This is a genomic window from Roseibium polysiphoniae, from assembly GCF_014842925.1.
Lineage (GTDB): Bacteria > Pseudomonadota > Alphaproteobacteria > Rhizobiales > Stappiaceae > Roseibium > Roseibium polysiphoniae.
Genome location: NZ_JACYXJ010000007.1, coordinates 457154 through 476974, shown reverse-complemented (window position 1 = coordinate 476974; position 19821 = coordinate 457154). Strand labels below are relative to the sequence as shown.

Sequence of the window (19821 nt, the reverse complement as noted above, 5' to 3'; positions counted from 1 at the left end):
TGCGGGCCGGTTGTCCGGCCCGCAAGTGTTTCTTTCTGTGGCGTCGAAATCGGTCAGCCGACGGTGACTTTCTCTGGCTTTGCCATCCATTCCTTGCCGCGCAGCATGGCTTTCCAGTAGATCGGCGGCAGCAGGCGCTCCTTCAAAAGCCAGGCAGCCTTGCTTGGCTTGGTGCCGTCGATCAGCCAGCATGGGAAACTGGGTAGAAGTTTGCCGCCATACCCGAATTCCGCGAGCACGATCTTGCCGCGCTCCACGGTCAGGGGACAGGAGCCATAGCCGTCATATTGCGCAAGGGCGCTCCGGCCCTCGATGTCGGCCACCAGGTTCTCTGCGACGACCGGTGCCTGTTTGCGTGCTGCGGCAGCCGTCTTGGCGTTTGGCGCGTTCATGACATCGCCGAGCGACCAGATATTGTCATGGCTCTTGTGGCGCAGCGTGGCCTGGTCCACATCCACCCAGCCAGCGGCATCTGCCAGCGGCGAGACCCGAATGAAGTCCGGTGCGACTTGCGGCGGCGTCACATGGATCATGTCGAAACCGACGTCGATCCGGCGCACCTTCTGGTCGGGTTCCTTGACCTCGAACGTCGCCGTTCGTGCAGGACCATCTATGGCAACGAGATTATGGAAGAAGTTCAGCTTTGCATCATAGCGTTTGACGTAGTCCATCAGCGCAGGGACATAGTCCTTCACGCCGAAGAGCACTCCGCCTGCGTTCATGAACTCGATGTTGATCTTGTCGAGATCACCCGACCGCTTCCAGTGATCACCTGAAAGATAGAGTGCCTTTTGAGGCGCGCCCGCGCATTTGATCGGCATCGGTGGTTGCGTGAAGAGGGCGCGGCCGGTCTTCAGCGTTTTGACCAGGTGCCAGGTATAGGGCGCAAGGTCGTAGCGGTAGTTTGAGGTGACGCCGTTCTTGCCCAATGTGTCGACCAGTCCCTCGACCTTGTGCCAGTCAAGCTTGAGGCCCGGGCAAACGACCAGGCGCCCGTATTTGACGACGCGGCAACCGTCCAGGACCACCGCATTGTCCTTTGGCTCGAATGCGGCGACAGCCGACTTGATCCAGTGGACGCCGGACGGTATCAGCGATCCCATTGTCTTGGCGGTTTCGGCAGCCTTGAAGACGCCGCCACCCACCATGGTCCAGCCGGGTTGGTAGTAGTGAATGTCTGCCGGGTCGATGATCGCGATTTCAAGGTCTGATTTCCGCGCTTTCAAGCTGGAAGCGACCGCGATGCCGCCGGCGCCAGCGCCAACGATCACCACATCAAATCGCGCATCTTCGGCTGTTTCTGTTGGCGTTCTGCCGCCATTGGCGATGCGCCTGACGACACCTGCCATGTCATATCCGGCTGCTTTCGTTCGTTCCAGGATGTCGGCGACAGGCCGCGTTTCCGCCTGTGCAAGTGACCAGAGCGTTGCCGACCGCGTTCCGGTGCGGCAATAGGCAAAGACCGGCTTGGGCAGTTCTTCCAGAGCCGCACCGAACGCGGTGGCGTCGTCGTCGGACACCTTGCCCGAAACAACCGGCAGATAGCGGATTTCAAGGCCGGCTTTCTTCGCGGCAGCCTCGATCTCCTCAAACGTCGGCTGGTCGGCGCCTTCTCCGTCTGGCCGGTTACAGATGACAGAGCGGAAGCCCTGACTGGCAACTTCCCACAGGTCGGTGGCCGCAATCTGCGGGCTGACCGAAAGGTGCTTGGTGATCCGTTTCGCTTCCATGCGGTTCCTCCCGAAAGCCTTTTATTATTTCGCGCTTAGAGGCCGTTGACCGGGACTTTCAAAAAGCGCTTGCCGCTTTCATCTTCCTTGGGAAGTTTGCCCGCGCGCATGTTGACCTGAAGGGACGGGATGATCAGCTTCGGCATGTCGAGCTGGGCATCGCGCTCCTGGCGGAATTTGACGAACTCCTCTTTCGTCTTGCCGCCGCCAACATGAATGTTGTGCGCCTTCTCTTCACCAACCGTCGTTTCCCATTTGATGTCACGTCCATTCGGGCCGTAGTCGTGGCACATGAACAGGCGCATTCCGTCCGGCAGGCTCAACACCTTCTGAATGGAATCGTAAAGCGTTGCAGCGTCGCCGCCGGGGAAGTCGGCGCGGGCGGAGCCACCGTCCGGCATGAACAGGGTATCGCCGACAAAGGCCGCGTCGCCGATCACGTGCACCATGCAAGCTGGCGTGTGGCCAGGCGTATACATGGCGAACGCCTTGAGGCCGCCAATCTCATAGGTGTCGCCGTCCTGGAAGAGGCGGTCGAACTGGCTGCCGTCCCGCTGGAAATCGGTGCCTTCGTTGAACACCTTGCCGAAGGTGTCCTGAACGACGGTGATTTTGTCGCCAATGCCGAGTTTGCCGCCGAGCTTGCTCTGAATGTAGGGCGCTGCTGACAGGTGATCAGCATGAACATGGGTTTCGATCAGCCACTCGAGCTTCAAGCCGTTTTGCTTGATGTAGTCGATTATGGCGTCGGCGTGATCATAGGTGATCCGGCCAGCTGCATAGTCGATGTCCATGACACTGTCGACAACCGCGCAGGCCTTGGAGTCAGGGTCCTTCACCACATAGCTGATAGTATTGGTGGCCGAATCGAAGAATGCCTTGACGTTCGGCGTTACGGACATGTCGACGGGATAGGTCGCTGCAGTCATTTCGTCATCTCCCTTTTCTGACCAGCAGCGCACTTGAGAGGCGGAGTGGTCTCGGTGTTTTGGATAGTTCGAGGTCCTGGCTTTGTCGTCAGGACCTCAAGAAGCATTTTCAGGCCTGGTTCGCGGAGGCTGCCGAAGTGTCAGTGCGTAGGCGGTTGACGATCCGGAAAGCGATCATGCCGGCGACAATGGCTGTCGCGGCGATGACCGGTTCCATGCGCCCAAGGCCAAGCGCAGGGACCAGGCCGCCCGGGCAAAAGCCGCTGAGACCCCAGCCTATGCCGAAGATGGAGGATCCGCCGATCAGTTTCGCATCGAGATCTTTCCGGGTTGGCAGCGAAAAGCCGTCGGCGAGCAGTGGATGGCCCATGCGGAACACCAGCCGGTAGCCGATGGCGGTCACGACGAGCGCGCCGCCCATGACAAACATCAAGCTGGGATCCCAAGTCCCAAAGATGTCAAAGAAGTTCAGAACCTTGGCCGGGTTTGCCATGCCCGAGAGCATGATCCCGATGCCAAAGACGAGCCCGATGGCGAATGCGGAGAGTGTCTTGAGCATGGCGATCAGCCTCCGATCACATGACGTGTGAGATAAACGGTCAACAGGCCAGTTGCCATGAAGGTCAAGGTGGCGACGATTGACCGGGCTGAGAGGCGCGCCATGCCGCAAACCCCATGGCCGCTGGTACAGCCGGATCCGAGCGATGTCCCGATACCAACGAGAAACCCGCCAACGGCAAGCATGAGGGGCTCAACGGGAACGGAGATCTGAGGCAGATCACCTGTTACGGCGCTGATTGCGATCGGCGAGACGATCATTCCCAGAATGAAGGCAGCGCGCCACGACCAGTCACTGGAGGCTGGTGAGGTCAGCAGACCGCCAACGATGCCGTTGATGCCTGCAATCCGGCCATGAATTCCCATCAGGGCCACCGTCGCGATGCCGATGAGAACGCCGCCCAGAAGCGACATCACCGGAGTGAATTCGGTCATTTTTTCCAACCCGTCCATTAGTTTCAATAAATTGAATATAGTAATTGGACCAGAACGCGCAAGGCATAAAAACACGCACCCACCGTAGCGGAAAGTCGGGAGGAATGCGCAGATCGCCGGCAGCTCGATCGGCTGATGCGAGAATGGCTGGATTTTTGGCGCCAACTTGCACATTCTTCTGATGGGCCAGAGGGGGACATTATAAAATGGGTGAGTTTTGGAAGAGCGCCGCATGCGCTTTGGGTTTTGCAGGGCTGCTCTATGCCTCTGGTGCGTCATCACCAGCAGCGGCGGACGATGATGCCTACAAAATTCCACTGAAGCTGTTTGGTGAGTTTGAAATCGCGGGCGGTTTGGCCTCCTGCCACTATGCGCTTTGGCAGCACAACCGGGATCCGGGCGCCGACAAATACGCCTATCTTTTCTACATGCCTTTTGACTCTGACGGCGCCTCTCAACCCGCACGGGTCGAGGTTGGCAAGAACGTCCTTGCGCTGGATGAGCTGCTGCGCGACGGAGAGTGGATCGCCGGCATGGCGAAAAACTCACTTTACGCGACGCGGGATCGCGAGACGCGGGTGCACATCGAGGTTCTTGAAGCTGAAGATGTGGGCAACCACACCCGGATTGATCAGGCCACGGTCTATGTGGTGCAATCCGGCAAGATTCCGTTCCAGGCCCGTGCGCGCGGCACGTTTGGCTGCGCTGGTCTGAACGCAGAGGACGAGGAAAGCGCGGCAGCTCCCGCACCGTCCCCTGTTCCGGCCGGTGGATGGGCCGGTCCGGCGGGAATTCCCTTTGGTGCGCCCAGGATGCTGGCTGACATGTCGGAAGTGCCGGCGGCTCTGCGCCAAATAATGCGGGACTATGCCAGCGACGACTGCGACGTCGACGGCTCATTTGCCTGGGCAGGCGCCCGCTATGTCGTCAACGAGAACTATTTGCTTTGGGAGGTTCCCTGCACGATGGGCGCCTACCAGGGATCGAGCGTTTTTGGTGTGACCCAGAACCCGGCGCGCGATTGGGCCGAGCTTCTAACCCTGCCCAACCCGCCGGGACTGGAAGGGCAGCAGAACTATGCCGCCATGAGTGCAGACGTTCTGCCTGGACAGGGCATCATCAAGATGACCGCTTTAAGCCGCGGTGCCGGGGACTGCGGTGTCCATCAGGTTCACCGATTGACGGACGGTCCTGGAGAAGTTCTGGAGTTCGAACTTCTTGAGTATCGGGACAAATATGATTGCGACGGCAATGCTACCGCCCCCGAGAATTGGCCCTTGGCTTATCAGAGCTACTGACGGGGACAGTAGCAGGCTCGAGAGCAAGCACGACCTCTGTCCCGTCCGTTCTGGTTCTGGCAGCAGCGCCGTCTACCAGCAACGCCGGATTGTCAGCCAGGGCGGGCTCCTCACGGTCGATCTTGGGTCCTGAAAACTCGCCCATTGGGCGCAGGATTTCCTCGTGTAGGACGCTGCCGGTATAGAGCGGCAACAGCGAGCCCTGGTGCAGGACCTGATAGTGGCTTGGCCAGAGGCGCAGGATCCAGCGGCTGCTCTGAGGATCTTGCGTGTCATCGTTCTTGATCAGGATCAGCGCAGGCTGCCGGCCGTTTTGCGTGCGCGGCAGGGCTGGCAGCTTCTCGGCAGGTGTTTGCCCGACAACAAAGCCCGAAGCCGTCGTGAGTGACCATTTCGGTGCGGGCTTCCAGCCGTCCTCCGCCAGGGCCTGCGCAAACCCAGCCGTTTCGCCCGCATATTGAACCACGAGAGGTTCTTTGGTCTCTCCGTTCAGCTCAATGCGGTTTTCCGGCAGGCGTGCCCAGCCGAAGGCCAGCCACTCATTGGAAGTCAGCAGTTGGCGGTCGCTGCGCGGCTCATAGGTTGCCATGGCAGTGTCGATGTTTGTCACCGCATGCCAGCTCCCGAAGGTCGCGAGGGATCCAACGACGATCGCTGCCAGCGTCATGCGGCCGACCTTTTCGTTGTGGATCGGACCAAAGACAAATGCGAAGGCCGCGACCATGGCGGTGCCGAAGAGAAAACCCGCCAGGACGTCTGACGTCCAGTGCGCACCCAGGTAGACGCGGGAAAAGCCGATTGCGATCACATAGGTGGCTGTGATCGTGAAAATTCCGGCTTTGGCCCATCGGCTGCGATCATGGGCGATCAGAACCGCACAGATTCCGAAGAGCACGGTGTTCAGGGTTGCGTGGCCGCTGGGGAAACTGAAGGCATCCGCACCCGTATAGAGATCGATTGGACGCGAGCGCTCCAGCAGTGCCTTGAAGACCGGAACGAAAATCGCTGTCCCGCTCATCGCAATGACAAAACCCGTTGCCCTGCGCCACGCCTTGCGCGCAAACAGATACAGCGCGACGGCAATGGTGACCAGCGCGACAACGATGCCGTCTCCGAGCGTGGTGATGGCCACCATGATGTGGTCGCCGATGGACGAGCGCAGGCTCTCGAACATGTTCAGGATCGCGACATCGGCGCGAACCATGGGTTCGCCAGGCGCAACCTCGCCCATGAACCAGAAGAAGAGCGGCATGGTCACCAGCAACAGCAGGGCCGAAACCAGCATGCCCGCCGAGCGTGGGTGCTGCGGGTCAAAGGTCGTCGCGATCCATTTCGACACCCGGTCTGGTCGCCTTGCAAACCAGCCGACGATGGCCGAGTGAGCATTTGGAAACAGCGGCAGGATAATCAGGATCAGCCAGCGTCCAAGCATGATGGTGACGAAGGCGATCAGCAGCAGGCCGCCGAGAACAAGAGCAAGCCGTCCACTGACTTCGCCGATGGCACTCAAAGCGGTCCCGGCCAGGATGCCTGGCCCCAGATGAGCGATGGCCCATGCGAAGGCGGATACCACATTGATGATCGTGAAGCGCGTGGCATTCATGCCGACCATGCCGGCGATGCCTGGAACCACGGATTTGACCCCGGGCACGAAGCGGCCGATGAAAACGCTCTTGCCGCCATGTTCCTTGAAAAAGGCCTCGCCCCGATCCATCAGGCTGGAGTAGCGCGAAAGGGGCCAGAGTTTTCTGACCTGATCCTTGTAAAAGTATCCGAACCAGTAGGAGATCGCATCGCCCGCTATGGCTCCGCAGGTCGTCCAGATGAAGATCGAATAGCCGTCGAGCTTGCCGAGGCCAACGAATGTCCCGGCACCGACGAGAACAACCGTGCTGGGGACCACGAGGCCGATGATGAAAAGCGCTTCGCCCATGGCCGCTGCAAAGCAGATGACCCCGGCCAGGGAGGGATTGTTCCCGATGAAGTTGACGAGTTGTTCCAGAAGATCAGTCAACGGATTTGCGCTCGTCTCTCTTTGGAAGGCCTGGCGACACGATCTCGATCGGACAACGATTGTGAACCTTTGTTGCGCTTCATATAGGCAACCCGGGCGCCGCTCAACAGAGCAATAATCACGGCCCCGGTGTCGGAACCGGTCTCGAGCAGCTTCCCATGGCCTAAATCAATGCAGTCTTATGGTGAATGAATTGATAATCGGAACCTCCGGTGCGTAAGCTTCATTTCCGGGGATGTCCGTTTGCATTGGCGGGTGCGGCGTGATCTGAGAATAGACAGGCGCGGATAATGGAGAGTGGGTGAGATGTTTGAGTCGGCACGATTGCCTCAAAAGATGGACAAGAAGACCTTCCGAAAGCTTGAACCTGAACTCCGTGAAGCCTTGCTCTCAGCTCAGTTGGAAGTCATTGAAAAGAAGCCGTTTTCCACGATCATTGTGGTAGATGGCCTTGATGGCGCCGGTAAGGGCGAGGCCGTTGCGCGCCTATACGGCTGGATGGACGCCCGTCATCTGATCTGCAACGCCTATGGCGACCCGATGGACGAAGCGCGCATGCGCCCGAGGCTCTGGCGGTTCTGGCGTGATCTGCCGGCCAAGGGCCAGACAGCTGTGGTTTTTGGAAGCTGGTACCAAAAAGCCCTGCGTGATCGCATCTATGACAAGATTGATGATGACAGCTTCGAGCACGAGCTCGGCAAGATCCGGCGTTTCGAGGAAATGCTGGCAAATGAGGGCGTCTTGCTGCTGAAGTTCTGGTTCATGCTGCCGCGCGAGGATCAGGAACGGCGTCTGAAGAAAATCGACAAGAAACATGCAGCCCGCCACGTGCTGGCCGATTGGGCGGCCTTGAAAAACCACGAAAAGGCATCGGAAGTCGGCGAGAAGATCATTGTCGAGACAAGCCGAGGGCACGCGCCCTGGTTCGTTATCCCGTCCCAGGATCCGGAGTTTCGTGACGCAGCTCTTGCCCAGACCCTTGCAGCTGCGATGCGGCTGAAGTTGGAAGACGGCGAGGCGGCCTCCGTTGCCGCGCCTCCCGCTGTTGGAGGGTTGACGCGGCAAACTGCGGTGGACGCCATTGATCTGACCGCGAAGTTGAAAAAGTCGGACTATGAGAAGAAGCGTACGGACCTTCAGGATCGGCTGTCCTCTATTTCCGATACGAAAGCCTTCTCGAAGAAGGGGCTCATCCTCGTCTTCCAGGGCAATGATGCCGCGGGCAAAGGTGGTGCGATCCGGCGGGTGATCCGCCCTTTGGATCCGCGGATCTACAAGGTGCATCCGATTTCGGCGCCCACGGACGAAGAAAAAGCCAGACCCTACCTATGGCGCTTTTGGCGGCGTGTTCCGCGCCAGGGCCATATCGCGATCTTCGACCGATCCTGGTACGAACGCGTCTTGGTCGAACGGGTCGAGGGCTTTGCCGGCCATGATGACTGGTTGAGGGCCTACAATGAAATCAACGAGTTCGAGGAAGAACTGACAAACTCGGACTACATCGTCTGCAAATTTTGGCTGGCGATCAGTGCCGAGGAGCAGCTGCGGCGTTTCAAGGCGCGCGAGGAAATCGCCTACAAGCAGCACAAGATTACCGATGAGGATTGGCGCAACCGTCTCAAATGGGACCAATATGCCGTTGCGGCGGGCGATATGGTCGACCGGACATCAACGCATTTTGCGCCATGGACGCTCGTCTCTTCGGAAGACAAGCGCCATGCACGCGTCGAGGTGCTGCAGACGATCTGCGACAGGCTTGAGACCGAGCTCTAAAGAGCGCCGGCCAGATAGTCTATCGCGGCCTGAACGCCGCCTTTGCCATGCGGGATGTCGAGCTTTGCAAGGCCCATCTCGATTGCGGACAGGGTGCCGAGCACCATGACCGCATTCACATGTCCCATGTGGCCGATGCGGATGCCCTGACCAGCGAGGTCGCCGATGGTGCCGCCGACAGTGACCCCGCAGACCTCCTTTGTGAAAGCGCGCAAGGGAGCGGGGTCCGCGCCCTTGAAGCGCACGACGGTCACGCTGTCTGATCGGCCATTCGGATCAGTGATGTTCATGTCGAGAACGCCACCTTCCGCCCAGACCGCAATGGCTTTTCGCGTCGCCTCCGCAAGAAGCGCATGGCGATGCCATACCTGCTCGAGGCCTTCGGCCTCAATCAATTCGAGTGCGGCCCGGAAGGCGAACAGAAGGTGCTCCGGAGGGGTGCCGCAGTATTTTTCATAGTGTTCCGGACCATTGCGGAAGGTCCAGTCCATGTAGTTGGTTCGCAAATCCGCTGTTGCATGCGCCTTGATTGCCCGCTCACCGGCCAAGACGAACGACAGACCTGGCGGTGTCATCAGGCCTTTTTGCGAGCCGGTCAGAGCAATATCGACGCCCCATTCATCCATCTCGAAGGGCATGCAGCCGAGCGAGGCAATTGTGTCCACCATGAGCAGTGCATCGTGGCCGGCCGCGGTCATGGCCTGCCGAATGGCGGCAATATCGTTCCAGGCGCCGGATGCCGTGTCCACCTGAACGACAAGAACAGCCTTGATGTCGCCGTCCGTATCGGCGCGCAACCTGTCTTCTACGGCCTGAGGATTGACGGGAAGGCGCCAATCGCCTTTCAAGACTTCCATTTCCAGGCCAGTGATTTCGCCAGCTTCACCCCAGCCAAGCGCAAAGCGGCCAGACTCCAGCACAAGGACCTTGTCGCCCCCGTTCAAGGTGTTGCTGAGCGCGGCGTCCCAGGCGCCATGGCCGTTGGCCGCATAGATGTAGGGTTGCCCCTCGGAGCGAAAAAGCTTGCGCAAGCCGCTCATGCAAAGCTCGGTTGTTTCAATCAACGGACCTTCGTAGATGTCGACGGCCGGCCGGTGCATGGCGCGAAGAACTTCATCGGGCACATTGGTCGGACCCGGAATCATCAGGAATTCCTTGCCGTTTCGCAATGTCATGGGCAGCCTTTCCAAGAAACGTCAGAGATATTGTGTCTGTTGGTGGCGAGCTTATGCCAGCCATTGGGGAGGATAAAGCCACAATCCTTGATGAGTGGATGAGCGAGATTGATCGAAGCTCGCGGCAGATGTGCGACCGCGAGTTCTAAATCCACGGTCGCATGCTTGTGGTTCAGGAGTTGGAGCTGAGCGCCCAAAGGTTGACATCGAAATCAGCCGACAACCGGTCGATCTCCGCCAGTTCGTCACTGGAAAATTCAAGGTTCTCCAGCGAGCCGACACAGTCGACGATCTGGTCGGGACGGCTTGCGCCGATCAACGCCGAGGTCACGCGGCCGCCGCGCAGAACCCAGGCAATGGCCATTTGCGCAAGCGTCTGGCCGCGCGCATCGGCGATGGCCGCGAGACCCCTGAGACGCTCCACTTTCTCGTCGCTGATCATGTCTGGCTTGAGGGACTTGCCGGCTGTCAGGCGGCTGCCTTCCGGAACTCCCCTCAGGTATTTGGACGTCAGCATGCCCTGGGCCAGGGGCGTGAAGGCAATGGAACCGATGCCTTCATCGTCCAGCGTGTCGAGCAAGCCGTCGTCTTCAACCCACCGGTTGATCATCGAATAGCTCGGCTGGTGAATGATGCAGGGAGTGCCCAGTTCCTTCAAGATCCTGGCTGCTTCACGGGTGCGCGCCGAGTTGTAGGAGGAAATGCCGACGTACAGCGCCTTGCCCTGCCGGACTGCACTGTCGAGCGCACCCATCGTCTCTTCCAGTGGCGTGTCAGGGTCGACCCGGTGGGAGTAGAAAATATCGACATAGTCGATGCCCATCCGGGTGAGACTCTGGTCGAGGCTGGAGAGAAGATATTTGCGGCTGCCCCATTCACCATAGGGACCGGGCCACATGCGGTAGCCTGCCTTGGTCGAGATGACGAGTTCATCCCGAAGGCCGTGAAAATCATTGCGCAGAATATCGCCAAAGGCTTCTTCGGCGGACCCGGGGGGCGGGCCGTAGTTGTTTGCAAGGTCGAAGTGCGTGATTCCCAGGTCAAAAGCGGTCCGACAAAGGGCGCGCCCTGTTTCACGCGCCGTATCACCGCCAAAATTGTGCCAGAGCCCCAGTGAAAGGGCCGACAGCTTGAGACCGCTCCTGCCGCAGCGATTGTAGGTCATTGCGTCGTAGCGGGATGTGGCTGGACTGTAACTCATGACGTTTCCTCAAACGTTTGTCCGGCTTCTTTTGCCGCGTTGCGCGAAATCGCGGCGGCAGATCCGGTTTGATCGACAGATAATTGTGTGTATCGGAAAAGGTCGGCTTGGGGCCTGTATGCATTGTGAGATACTCACGATAGTTCGATTGACACTGGCTTGCAAAGTGTCCGGCTGGGACTAGCTGCGTCAACGCAACTTCAAATATCGGCGGTAAAGTGCCCATGCGGTACTATTGAAGGTCTTTTTGGTCGTTTGTGCGCCAAAGAGGCTTGTTTCCGCTCCGTAAAGAAAACAAACTACATGCATACTGCGATAAATTCATTGGGCCTGGGCGGATGATCATAGTCGAAAAAGGCGAAAGCCCGCTGATCCTTTGCTTGCCGCATACTGGGGTCGACGTTCCACCTGCTGTCGAGAAGCGATTCAGCGCGACCGGTCGTCTCCAGGCGGATATATCGTGGCGGCTGGAGCAGGTCCTGGATATCGCCCGCGAACTGGATGCAACGATCATCCGGTCGACGATTTCAAGATATGTGATTGATGTGGATCGGCCAGCCGATCAAGCAGAAGATCCCGACGTCTCGCCGCGCGAAAGCTTATGCCCGCTCTCGACCTTAGACCTCAAACGGATCTACCAGGCGGATGAGGAGCCCGGGCCGATTGAGATCGAGCAGCGGAAACTCCTGTTCTATCAGCCCTTTCATAAGGCGCTCGAGGAGCAGATTGGCCGGCTCAGACGCCAGCACGATGAGGTTGTCCTGTTTGATTGCCAGTCGATGCGCTCTCGCATTCGCGGTTTTCTCGAAGGCGAGCTGCCGGTCATCAACATCGGCACGGCCCACGGTCAATCCTGCTCTGAAGGCCTAAAGAGCACATTTGTCGGGTCTTTTGCCGGGTTGAGCGGGTTTTCAGTGGCCGTCGACGAGGCTTTGGGTGGCAGCTATATTACCGAGAAATACGGCGCTCCTGCCGATGGCCTGCAGTCGTTGACCCTCGTGATTGCGCAGCGCGTGTATCTGCGCCACGAGTCGCCACCGTTTGAACCGGACAAGGCGCGCATCGCACGGCTGAAGACTGCCTTGATTGATGGGTTTTCGCGGGCCATCGACTGGACGAAATCTGAAAGCCATTTGGCGAACTCGAATGAGGTGACACAGCCGACCCTTGGTGAAGCTTCTTTGGCGGATGCCGACGGTGCATCTCCGCAAGCGAGCGACACCACCAAGTGGACACCTTATCCGCTTGTCGCCGAGTAGGGCCTAAACCAGACCGGTTTCAAACCACATTGCGTTCAAGTAATGGCTTGCCTTGTTCCAGGCGGTCCAGTCCAAGTGGCGCAAGATCGAGCGTTTCGTATCCGCCTGTTGTGATCAGTTCCGCTAGCCCTCGCCCGACGGCGGGTGATTGTTGCAATCCGTGGCCGGAAAAGCCTAGGGCCAGATAGAAGTTATCAAGACCGGACACCGCGCCGACGAAAGCATTGTGATCGAAGAGATTCATGTCGTAGTGACCGGCCCAGGCGTTCCCCGGCCGGATGGCTTCGAATGCTGGTACCCTTTCGGCCAGTGTGGGCCAAATATGATCGTCGAACAGGGCATGGTCGACATTGAAGTCGTCACTGTCGACGTCGTCTTGATCAGCGGGTGAGACGCCGCAAATGTAGCCCTGTCCCTCTGGCCGGACGTAGGTACCATTCGGGTCAATCAGCAGCGGGAAGTTGGGCAGCGCTTCGCGACAATCGAAACTGAAAACACAGCGTTTCCTGGAATGTATCGGCACGTCCAGACCGGCCTGGCGGCAAAGTTCCGAGCCACCTGATGCGCCGGCCGCGTTGACGACGACACCGGCAGAGATCGTCTCGCCGGTGCCGAGTTTAATTGACCAGCCATCGCCGTCCTTGCAAAGGCGTTCCGCCTTGGCGGGCAGGTAGGTCACGCCAAGGGATCGGGCTTTCTTCCGAAATGCCTGCATCAAACCGTAGCCATCAAACCAGCCTTCGCCGGTCAGACCGTGGCAACCAGCGGCGAGGTCAGACGTCTTGAGCCACGGAAACCGACGCTGCAGCCCGGCCGTGTCGAACAACCCGATATCTGCACCGAGCTCTGACTGCAGAGCGTGGTTTTGTTGAAGCAGGTCGCGCTTGTCCGGGGTCGCGAGAAACAGATATCCGCCTTCATGAAGGTCGATGACGGGGTGTTCGCCATCCACCTCAAGGTTCTCTCCGATTGCCCGCAGGTATGCGATGCCGAAAAGCGAAATCTCGATGTTGATGGCGCTGGAGAACTGTTGGCGGATCGAGGCCGCCGAGCGAGCCGAGGCGCAGATCTGATAGGTTGGATCTGCCTCCAGAACGACAATGTGTCCGGTAAAGTCGTCGCGCTGGGCGAGCTGGCAGGCGATGGAGGAGCCCATGACGGCGCCGCCGACAATGACAACATCTGCAGATCTTGTGTTCATTCGCAACCGCCTGGAAAAAGCGCCGGAGGCGGGGGGACCTCCGGCAACGTCATGCCCTAAAAGAAGGCCTGAAGGCCGGTCTGGGCGCGGCCGAGGATCAGCGCATGAACATCATGCGTGCCCTCGTAAGTGTTAACCGTCTCCAGGTTCTGGGCATGACGCATCACGTGATATTCTTCGGAAATTCCGTTGCCGCCGTGCATGTCGCGGGCGACGCGGGCGATATCCAGTGCCTTGCCGCAATTGTTCCGCTTGATCAGCGAGATCATTTCCGGTGCGACTTTGCCGGCATCGAACAGCTGCCCGACCCGCAGGGCAGCCTGAAGGCCGAGGGTGATCTCGGTTTGCATGTCCGCGAGCTTCTTTTGGAACAACTGGGTCTGAGCCAATGGACGGCCAAACTGTTCGCGCTCGAGGCCATATTGGCGTGCACGTGTCCAGCAGTCTTCGGCAGCCCCCATGGAGCCCCAGGCAATGCCGTAGCGGGCGCGGTTGAGACAGCCGAACGGCCCCTTGAGGCCGGAAACATTCGGCAGCAGCGCATCCTCACCGACTTCCACGTTGTCCATGACGATCTCGCCGGTAATCGACGCGCGCAGGGACAGTTTGCCGCCGATCTTCGGTGCGGACAGACCCTTCATGCCTTTTTCCAGCACGAAACCCCGGATCGCACCATCATGCGCTTCGGACTTCGCCCAAACGACGAAAACGTCGGCAAGCGGCGAGTTTGAGATCCACATCTTGGAACCGGTCAGCTTGTAACCGCCGTCGATTTTCTCGGCGCGGGTGCGCATGCCGGCAGGGTCCGATCCGGCATCGGGTTCGGTCAGGCCAAAGCAGCCGACAAATTCACCGGTGGCGAGCTTCGGCAGATACTTCTTGCGCTGCACTTCGGATCCATAGGCATAGATCGGATACATCACCAGTGAGGATTGAACGCTCATCATGGACCGGTAGCCGGAATCGATGCGCTCAACTTCACGCGCTACGAGCCCATAGGCGACGTAGGAGGCACCGGCACCGCCGTATTCTTCCGGCAAGGTGACGCCAAGCAGCCCGAGTTCACCCATCTCGTTGAAGATCTCGCGGTCTGTCTTCTCTTCACGGTAGGCCTCGATGACCCGCGGCAGAAGCTTCTCCTGCGCATAGGACCGGGCGCTGTCCATGATCAGCGCTTCGTCTTCGCCCAGCTGCTCACGCAGTTGAAACGGGTCCTGCCAGTCAAAGGTTCCGCCGCCGGCTGGGGCGGATTTTGTGGTCGCTGATGCGTTCATGGGGCTCTCCCTTGCGCCGTGAGGCTGGATTCCACATCCGGGGACGATCTTCGCCGCCGCACCAGGATGGAATGAAAATAATGCTCGAGACGGATAGTGCAGAAAGATCTGCTTGCAAAAAAGAGATTTCTTCTCCTCTAATCATGCCAATATGGAATGAACTCGACAAATCTCACGGACCCTGACATGAAACGCGCCTTTGTGCCGCCAGCTGATGCATTGATTGCCTTTGAATGCGCGGCCCGCCACTCGAGCTTTACCCGTGCAGCGGAAGAGTTGCATCTCACCCAGGGCGCGGTCTCCAAACAGGTCCGCCACTTGGAGGATCGTTTGGGTGTCGAACTCTTCAGGCGCGTGCGTCAGAGAATTGTGCTGACGGATGCGGGCAGACTTTATCTGCATGATATTCGCGGTGCGCTTGATCAAATGACGGCCGCGACGCGCCAGGTCATGTCATATGCCGGCAGCGAGGATGTTCTGAATGTTGCGGTTCTGCCGACTTTCGGAACCAGGTGGCTGGCCCCGCGCCTTGTTGAATTTCAACGCAGGCACCCAAGTGCAGGTCTGAACCTGAGCGTCCGGCTACAGCCCTTCGATTTCGAGGCCGAACCCTTTGATGGGGCCATCCATCACGGCGATCCGGTCTGGGCGGGAGCGATCGCCGAGCCGTTGTTTCCAGAGGAAGTCATTCCCGTCGCCTCACGTGCGTTCAGGGATCGGCATGGCATCCGGACGCCTGGAGATCTCGCAAATGTGCCGCGCCTCCAGCTGGCGACCAGGCCGCTCGCGTGGAAACAGTGGTTTGATCAGGCGGGCGTGGAAACAGACGCGGCCTTTCAAGGCGCGCGTTTCGAACAATTTGTCATGATCTCCGAGGCGGCCGTGCACAATGCCGGGGCGGCGTTGGTGCCACGCTTTTTCGTTCAGGAGGAACTTGCGTCGGGCAGGCTCGTTCGCCTCTTTGACATGTCTCTCGCGCAGCAGTCGGCCTATTATTTCGTCTACCCTGAAAACCGCACCATGCGTCCGGTTGTGGCAAACTTCCGAAATTGGCTCATCGAAGAGGCGCGTTCTGCCCGTATGGACCGGGAAACCATGCTGCCCGGATAACGTCCGGCAAAGCAGACAAGCAAACGGAGATGCTGAAATGGCAGAAGCCACCCATATGCGCCTGATCCTTCACGGCAAAGCGGCTGCCCGTGACGACGTTCGCGCCGCCGTCGGCGCCGTGCGCGAGCGGGGGCACAAGGTGTCCGTTCGGGTCACCTGGGAAGCCGGCGACGCGCAACGACTGGTGCGCGAGGCGCTTCTTGAAGCGAAGCCGGAGAAGATCGACACGCTGGTTGCCGGCGGCGGCGACGGCACCTTGAATGAAGTGGTCTCAGAGGCATTGGCAGAGCTGTCAGAAAGCCAGGCGGCACCCTTTTCCTTTGGACTTTTGCCGTTGGGAACAGCTAATGACTTTGCGCATGGGATCGGCCTGGATCCGGGTGATTTGACCGGCTGCTTGACCATGGCAGCGCAAACCCCGGCACGGGCCATGGATGTTGGCGTCGTCAATGGCCGGGCTTTCGTGAATGTTGCGACAGGCGGTTTTGGAACCAAGGTGACTGCAGAGACGGACCCGACCTTGAAGCGTTTGCTCGGTGGCGCGGCCTATGTCTTCACCGGGCTCAATCGTTTTTCCGAACTATCCGCCTGCGAGGGGCGGATCACCGCGGACGATCACCACTGGGAAGGCCGCTTCCTGGCGTTGGCGATTGGCAACGGGCGACAGGCCGGTGGAGGGGTTCAATTGTGTCCGGAGGCGATCCTCGATGATGGCCTGCTTGATCTGACGGTCATTCCCTATCCGGAGGCGGACGAGGTCCCCGAGGTTCTCGCGCAGCTGTTCGAAAAAGGTCAGGAAGGTCTGAAGGAGAAACTGGTCTTGTGGAAGGTCCGCGGCATCCTGATCGAAACCAAAGAACCGCTCCAGATCAACCTTGATGGCGAGCCGGTTCATGACACCCGCTTGGAGGTCGCCACTTTGCCGGGACGCATTTCCTTCCGGCGGCCGTGACGGGATTAGCACTGGCCGAACTCAAGACCGCAGGGTAAGGGATCTGTTGTCAGGAACAGCGGCCTAGACTTGGTCTGCTGACAGGGTTTGGGTCGATGAGCTATCCGCTACGAGACGAATTTCATAGGGCGCGCAAGGCCGTCGGCAGAACGCTTGATGGTCTTTGGCCGAGGGCCAATTTTGCTGATGTGACAACAGCCCTCACGGATCAGCAGCACGCGCCCGTCAGAGACGCAGGGCCCGAGTTCCTGCCCGTTCAAGCAAGAGAATTTCTGGAGCACTGGTCGACTGTGTCAGATCGCGAGGCGATCCTGCGTGTTGATCGGCCTTGCACAGTTGATCCCAAGATGGGAATCCTGTTCTCGAACGGCCGCGTCATGTGGGGCTCGAGTGACATTCCGGACCGTGAGCGCAATCCGCGTTTCTTCTCTCACCTGACCAAGCCGAAGAGAAGCCTACCCGCTGCCATCCTGCTGCACCATTTTCATGGCGACAACTATTTCCATTTCTTTCTCTATGTCCTGAGCAAGGCAGCCGTGGCCGAAAGGCATGGCCTTCCTGTCGAAATCCCATTCCTGGTACCTGAGAAGACGGCCAACACGAGGTTCTTCCAACAGGCCATGGATCTTGGCGTCTTCGGTGCGCGGCCAGTCGTCATTCAGGGGCGGAAGGAAACGATTGCGGTTGAACAGGCCTATGTCATCCGGGCGTTTTTCTGCCACAAGCCCTACTTCGACTGGGTTTGCGACCGCCTTGATGTGCCTGGCCCATCCGGGAGCAACCGGCGGATTTTCGTCATGCGGGGCCAGAATGCTGCCAATGGCCGAGCCTTTCGCAATCAGGATGAGGTCAATGCCCTGGCGGAGAGTTTCGGTTTTGAGCTGGTGGATCCGTCGAATTTATCCCTTAAGGAACAGATCGACCTGTTCAGCCAGGCTTCCGTCGTTACCGGTGCTCACGGCGCTGCTCTCACCAACATCCTGTTTCGACGCCGCCTGCCCTGCCGTATTATCGAGCTCTTCAGCCCGACAATGGGATCCCCGCATTATTACATGCTGGCGAAGGAGCTTGGCTTCGCCTACGCGAGCCTGATGACGCTCAATCCGCAGGGTCGTGCCTTCACCGCATCCACTGAAGTCGATCTCGACGGGCTTAAGCGGGTTTTCCAGAACCTGTGATCAAGGACGTCAGAGGTAATTTTTGAAATTCGGCATTGGAAGGCCCTGCAGAATGCGGTCCCGGTGTCGGTAGACAAGAGGGTGGATGACATCCGCGCAAAGGAACGACCAGGGCACCGGGTAGGGGGCGCTGGCCCCGTCCGCCGTTGGATCGGCTGCTGCGCGTGGGTCTGGCGCCTGGTTCGCGCTTAACCTGGGCATCAACAAGTCCAGCCGCTTTTCGACATGCGCCAGCCAAAGTGCCGTAAAGTCTGTTTCCGGTCGGAACACATAGGCGCACATTCCGATCATTTTACGCCAGTTCGCGCGGTAAAAGCGATAGCGCAGGTAGTTCGCGAACGCGCTTGTCTGTGTGTCCAGATGATAGCTTGTCCCGTCGATCCGGTGCCGATGGATGTTAGCCACGCCCTTGGCCGATTTTTCACGGTAGCCGATGCCAAACGCGTCCGGAGCTGCCTCCAGCGCATCGAAGGCAGGAAGCCAGGAACTTTGCGTTTCCTTGATATCGGCATAACCGCCGCCATAGTGGTGCATGAAATAGGGGCGCAGATAGTCAGATCTGTGAACCGCTGACAGATGCTGATACGCCGGGTGCAGCGGTGCGTCATCCTTCATCCAGCTCGCAAGGTTTTCAGGCGTCACGAGCGTGATCTCGCATTGGCTGTTCGCCAGCGTCTTGAGACAAGCCGAGCGTGCTGGTGACATTTCATTGTCACCGGTCCAGAAAACGAAAATGTTCTTTTTCATGCTCGACCTTGTTTGATTTCGGGTCTCAATCACTGCCCATCGATGACTTCGTAGTAGCGATAGGGTTTTTGCAAGACACCCTGAAGGTTTCCAAGGCCGCGCGCCAACCGCATGCGACTTTTGAAATAGCGATAGACTGCACGCTCGCTGCCGAGTTTTGCCGGCAGATAAAACAGTGCCGATCCGAAAACACCACCGAGCAAGCGCCGCAGGCCCTTGATGCTGAACTTCACAGCTGACTTCAGATAGCCCTTGCGCAGAACGGAGACCTGCACGTGGGCTGCCGAGCTGGATCTTGACCAGCCAAGCAGTCTCTTCGGTGCGACGCGGCTTGCCGGCACATATTCTTCAACCACCGCATCCGGTGACCAGACAATCTTGAAACCCTTGGCCGTGGCAGCCTCGAAAAAATCGAGGTCCTCGTAGCCGTAAAGGAACGCAGGATTGAAGCGCAGTTCCGCTGGCGGCTGGATCAGCTTTGCCGAGAAGAGGACGTTGTTGGTTGAAGCACGCGGCAACACCATGCCAGCGGGGTTCGAACTGGGAATTTCCGGATACCACCAGTCAGGTGGCTGCTTTTCAAAGTTCTTGGTCACGGCACCGTAGCTGACATCCGCACCTTGCTCCTGGATAAAGCGCATATGCGCTTCCAGCCATCCGGGAAGCGCAATTTCATCATCATCAATCAGAGCGACCCAGTCGTATTTGCGCTCGATCGCTTCATGGAGCGTGCGGTTGCGGGCAAATGGGATCCCGCGTCTCTCTTCAAGGGCGTAGTGGATGGGAAAGCGAGTGGCCGCGGCGACGGCCTCGACACGCTCCTGGCTCCGCGGCTCCTGGTCATTTTCAACGACGCAGATCTCGACTTGCCAGCTGTCGGGGACCTCTTGAGACGTTAGAGAACGCAGGCAGTTCTCCAGCATTTGAGGCCGGCGTGCCGTGCAGATCATGATGCCGATGCGTTGCATATGACGTTTGCCTACCGCG

At 58.9% G+C, this 19821-nt stretch carries 17 protein-coding genes; 6 read left to right on the top strand and 11 right to left on the bottom strand.

Annotated elements, in window-relative coordinates; translation table 11 throughout:
• Window positions 1-53: 53 nt before the first annotated feature.
• The 4 genes from IG617_RS20520 to IG617_RS20505 all read right to left on the bottom strand — a co-directional run bounded on the left by IG617_RS20520 (window position 54) and on the right by IG617_RS20505 (window position 3652).
• Window positions 54-1730 (bottom strand): bifunctional protein tyrosine phosphatase family protein/NAD(P)/FAD-dependent oxidoreductase, encoded by a 1677-nt coding sequence (locus IG617_RS20520; RefSeq protein WP_192111066.1) that lies wholly within the window; start codon window positions 1728-1730, stop codon window positions 54-56.
• A 35-nt stretch (window positions 1731-1765) separates the two neighbouring features.
• Window positions 1766-2659, bottom strand: coding sequence for an MBL fold metallo-hydrolase (locus tag IG617_RS20515; protein ID WP_192111065.1), 894 nt, complete (start codon window positions 2657-2659; stop codon window positions 1766-1768).
• A gap of 109 nt (window positions 2660-2768) precedes the next feature.
• The gene (locus tag IG617_RS20510) at window positions 2769-3218 is read right to left on the bottom strand and encodes a DUF6691 family protein (RefSeq protein ID WP_192111064.1); all 450 of its coding nucleotides are present in this window, start codon (window positions 3216-3218) and stop codon (window positions 2769-2771) included.
• 5 nt (window positions 3219-3223) lie between these two features.
• Complete coding sequence (locus tag IG617_RS20505; protein ID WP_192111063.1) at window positions 3224-3652, bottom strand: YeeE/YedE family protein; 429 nt, start codon at window positions 3650-3652, stop codon at window positions 3224-3226.
• Between the two features lie 206 nt (window positions 3653-3858).
• Here IG617_RS20505 and IG617_RS20500 point away from each other — a divergent pair, with 206 nt between their 5' ends.
• Entirely contained in the window at window positions 3859-4950 is a 1092-nt protein-coding gene (locus tag IG617_RS20500) for a DUF1176 domain-containing protein (RefSeq protein ID WP_192111062.1), read from the top strand.
• Here the strand turns inward: IG617_RS20500 and IG617_RS20495 are convergent.
• Window positions 4907-6964 (bottom strand): bifunctional DedA family/phosphatase PAP2 family protein, encoded by a 2058-nt coding sequence (locus IG617_RS20495; RefSeq protein WP_192111061.1) that lies wholly within the window; start codon window positions 6962-6964, stop codon window positions 4907-4909. The two genes, IG617_RS20500 and IG617_RS20495, sit on opposite strands and share 44 nt — an antisense overlap.
• Window positions 6965-7270: 306 nt before the next feature.
• On the opposite strand from IG617_RS20495, the gene pap reads away from it, so the two are divergent.
• On the top strand, window positions 7271-8737 hold the full coding sequence (gene pap, locus IG617_RS20490) for a polyphosphate:AMP phosphotransferase (protein WP_192111060.1): 1467 nt from the start codon (window positions 7271-7273) through the stop codon (window positions 8735-8737).
• Here pap and IG617_RS20485 read toward each other — a convergent pair.
• Window positions 8734-9912: a pyridoxal-phosphate-dependent aminotransferase family protein gene (locus tag IG617_RS20485; RefSeq protein ID WP_192111059.1), complete on the bottom strand. Its 1179-nt coding sequence runs from the start codon at window positions 9910-9912 to the stop codon at window positions 8734-8736. The genes pap and IG617_RS20485 overlap by 4 nt on opposite strands.
• A 172-nt stretch (window positions 9913-10084) precedes the next feature.
• A complete protein-coding gene (gene mgrA, locus IG617_RS20480; protein ID WP_192111058.1) occupies window positions 10085-11113 on the bottom strand; it encodes an L-glyceraldehyde 3-phosphate reductase in 1029 nt (342 codons plus the stop codon).
• A gap of 338 nt (window positions 11114-11451) precedes the next feature.
• Between mgrA and IG617_RS20475 the strand changes: the two genes are divergently transcribed.
• On the top strand, window positions 11452-12372 hold the full coding sequence (locus IG617_RS20475) for an N-formylglutamate amidohydrolase (protein WP_192111057.1): 921 nt from the start codon (window positions 11452-11454) through the stop codon (window positions 12370-12372).
• Window positions 12373-12391: 19 nt separating this feature from the next.
• Here IG617_RS20475 and IG617_RS20470 read toward each other — a convergent pair whose 3' ends face one another.
• Both IG617_RS20470 and IG617_RS20465 read right to left on the bottom strand, forming a co-directional pair.
• Window positions 12392-13573, bottom strand: coding sequence for an NAD(P)/FAD-dependent oxidoreductase (locus tag IG617_RS20470; protein WP_192111056.1), 1182 nt, complete (start codon window positions 13571-13573; stop codon window positions 12392-12394).
• Between the two features lie 56 nt (window positions 13574-13629).
• A complete protein-coding gene (locus IG617_RS20465; protein WP_192111055.1) occupies window positions 13630-14847 on the bottom strand; it encodes an acyl-CoA dehydrogenase in 1218 nt (405 codons plus the stop codon).
• 186 nt (window positions 14848-15033) lie between these two features.
• On the opposite strand from IG617_RS20465, the gene gcvA reads away from it, so the two are divergent.
• The 3 genes from gcvA to IG617_RS20450 all read left to right on the top strand — a co-directional run bounded on the left by gcvA (window position 15034) and on the right by IG617_RS20450 (window position 18087).
• On the top strand, window positions 15034-15957 hold the full coding sequence (gcvA, locus tag IG617_RS20460) for a transcriptional regulator GcvA (RefSeq protein WP_192111054.1): 924 nt from the start codon (window positions 15034-15036) through the stop codon (window positions 15955-15957).
• A gap of 37 nt (window positions 15958-15994) precedes the next feature.
• Window positions 15995-16909 (top strand): lipid kinase YegS, encoded by a 915-nt coding sequence (yegS, locus tag IG617_RS20455; protein ID WP_192111053.1) that lies wholly within the window; start codon window positions 15995-15997, stop codon window positions 16907-16909.
• Window positions 16910-17004: 95 nt separating this feature from the next.
• A complete protein-coding gene (locus IG617_RS20450; protein ID WP_192111052.1) occupies window positions 17005-18087 on the top strand; it encodes a glycosyltransferase family 61 protein in 1083 nt (360 codons plus the stop codon).
• 9 nt (window positions 18088-18096) lie between these two features.
• Here IG617_RS20450 and IG617_RS20445 read toward each other — a convergent pair whose 3' ends face one another.
• Both IG617_RS20445 and IG617_RS20440 read right to left on the bottom strand, forming a co-directional pair.
• Window positions 18097-18834: a glycosyltransferase family 32 protein gene (locus IG617_RS20445; RefSeq protein ID WP_192111051.1), complete on the bottom strand. Its 738-nt coding sequence runs from the start codon at window positions 18832-18834 to the stop codon at window positions 18097-18099.
• A gap of 29 nt (window positions 18835-18863) precedes the next feature.
• Window positions 18864-19802, bottom strand: a complete 939-nt coding sequence (locus tag IG617_RS20440) for a glycosyltransferase family 2 protein (protein WP_192111050.1) — start codon at window positions 19800-19802, stop codon at window positions 18864-18866.
• Between the last annotated feature and the right edge of the window lie 19 nt (window positions 19803-19821).

Excerpts from the sequence above, each read along its gene's own strand:
- IG617_RS20520 (WP_192111066.1), bottom strand. The coding sequence starts at position 1,730 with ATGGAAGCGAAACGGATCACCAAGCACCTTTCGGTCAGCCCGCAGATT.
- IG617_RS20515 (WP_192111065.1), bottom strand. The coding sequence starts at position 2,659 with ATGACTGCAGCGACCTATCCCGTCGACATGTCCGTAACGCCGAACGTC.
- IG617_RS20510 (WP_192111064.1), bottom strand. The coding sequence starts at position 3,218 with ATGCTCAAGACACTCTCCGCATTCGCCATCGGGCTCGTCTTTGGCATC.
- IG617_RS20505 (WP_192111063.1), bottom strand. The coding sequence starts at position 3,652 with ATGACCGAATTCACTCCGGTGATGTCGCTTCTGGGCGGCGTTCTCATC.
- IG617_RS20500 (WP_192111062.1), top strand. The coding sequence starts at position 3,859 with ATGGGTGAGTTTTGGAAGAGCGCCGCATGCGCTTTGGGTTTTGCAGGG.
- pap (WP_192111060.1), top strand. The coding sequence starts at position 7,271 with ATGTTTGAGTCGGCACGATTGCCTCAAAAGATGGACAAGAAGACCTTC.
- IG617_RS20485 (WP_192111059.1), bottom strand. The coding sequence starts at position 9,912 with ATGACATTGCGAAACGGCAAGGAATTCCTGATGATTCCGGGTCCGACC.
- mgrA (WP_192111058.1), bottom strand. The coding sequence starts at position 11,113 with ATGAGTTACAGTCCAGCCACATCCCGCTACGACGCAATGACCTACAAT.
- IG617_RS20475 (WP_192111057.1), top strand. The coding sequence starts at position 11,452 with ATGATCATAGTCGAAAAAGGCGAAAGCCCGCTGATCCTTTGCTTGCCG.
- IG617_RS20470 (WP_192111056.1), bottom strand. The coding sequence starts at position 13,573 with ATGAACACAAGATCTGCAGATGTTGTCATTGTCGGCGGCGCCGTCATG.
- IG617_RS20465 (WP_192111055.1), bottom strand. The coding sequence starts at position 14,847 with ATGAACGCATCAGCGACCACAAAATCCGCCCCAGCCGGCGGCGGAACC.
- gcvA (WP_192111054.1), top strand. The coding sequence starts at position 15,034 with ATGAAACGCGCCTTTGTGCCGCCAGCTGATGCATTGATTGCCTTTGAA.
- yegS (WP_192111053.1), top strand. The coding sequence starts at position 15,995 with ATGGCAGAAGCCACCCATATGCGCCTGATCCTTCACGGCAAAGCGGCT.
- IG617_RS20450 (WP_192111052.1), top strand. The coding sequence starts at position 17,005 with ATGAGCTATCCGCTACGAGACGAATTTCATAGGGCGCGCAAGGCCGTC.
- IG617_RS20445 (WP_192111051.1), bottom strand. The coding sequence starts at position 18,834 with ATGAAAAAGAACATTTTCGTTTTCTGGACCGGTGACAATGAAATGTCA.
- IG617_RS20440 (WP_192111050.1), bottom strand. The coding sequence starts at position 19,802 with ATGCAACGCATCGGCATCATGATCTGCACGGCACGCCGGCCTCAAATG.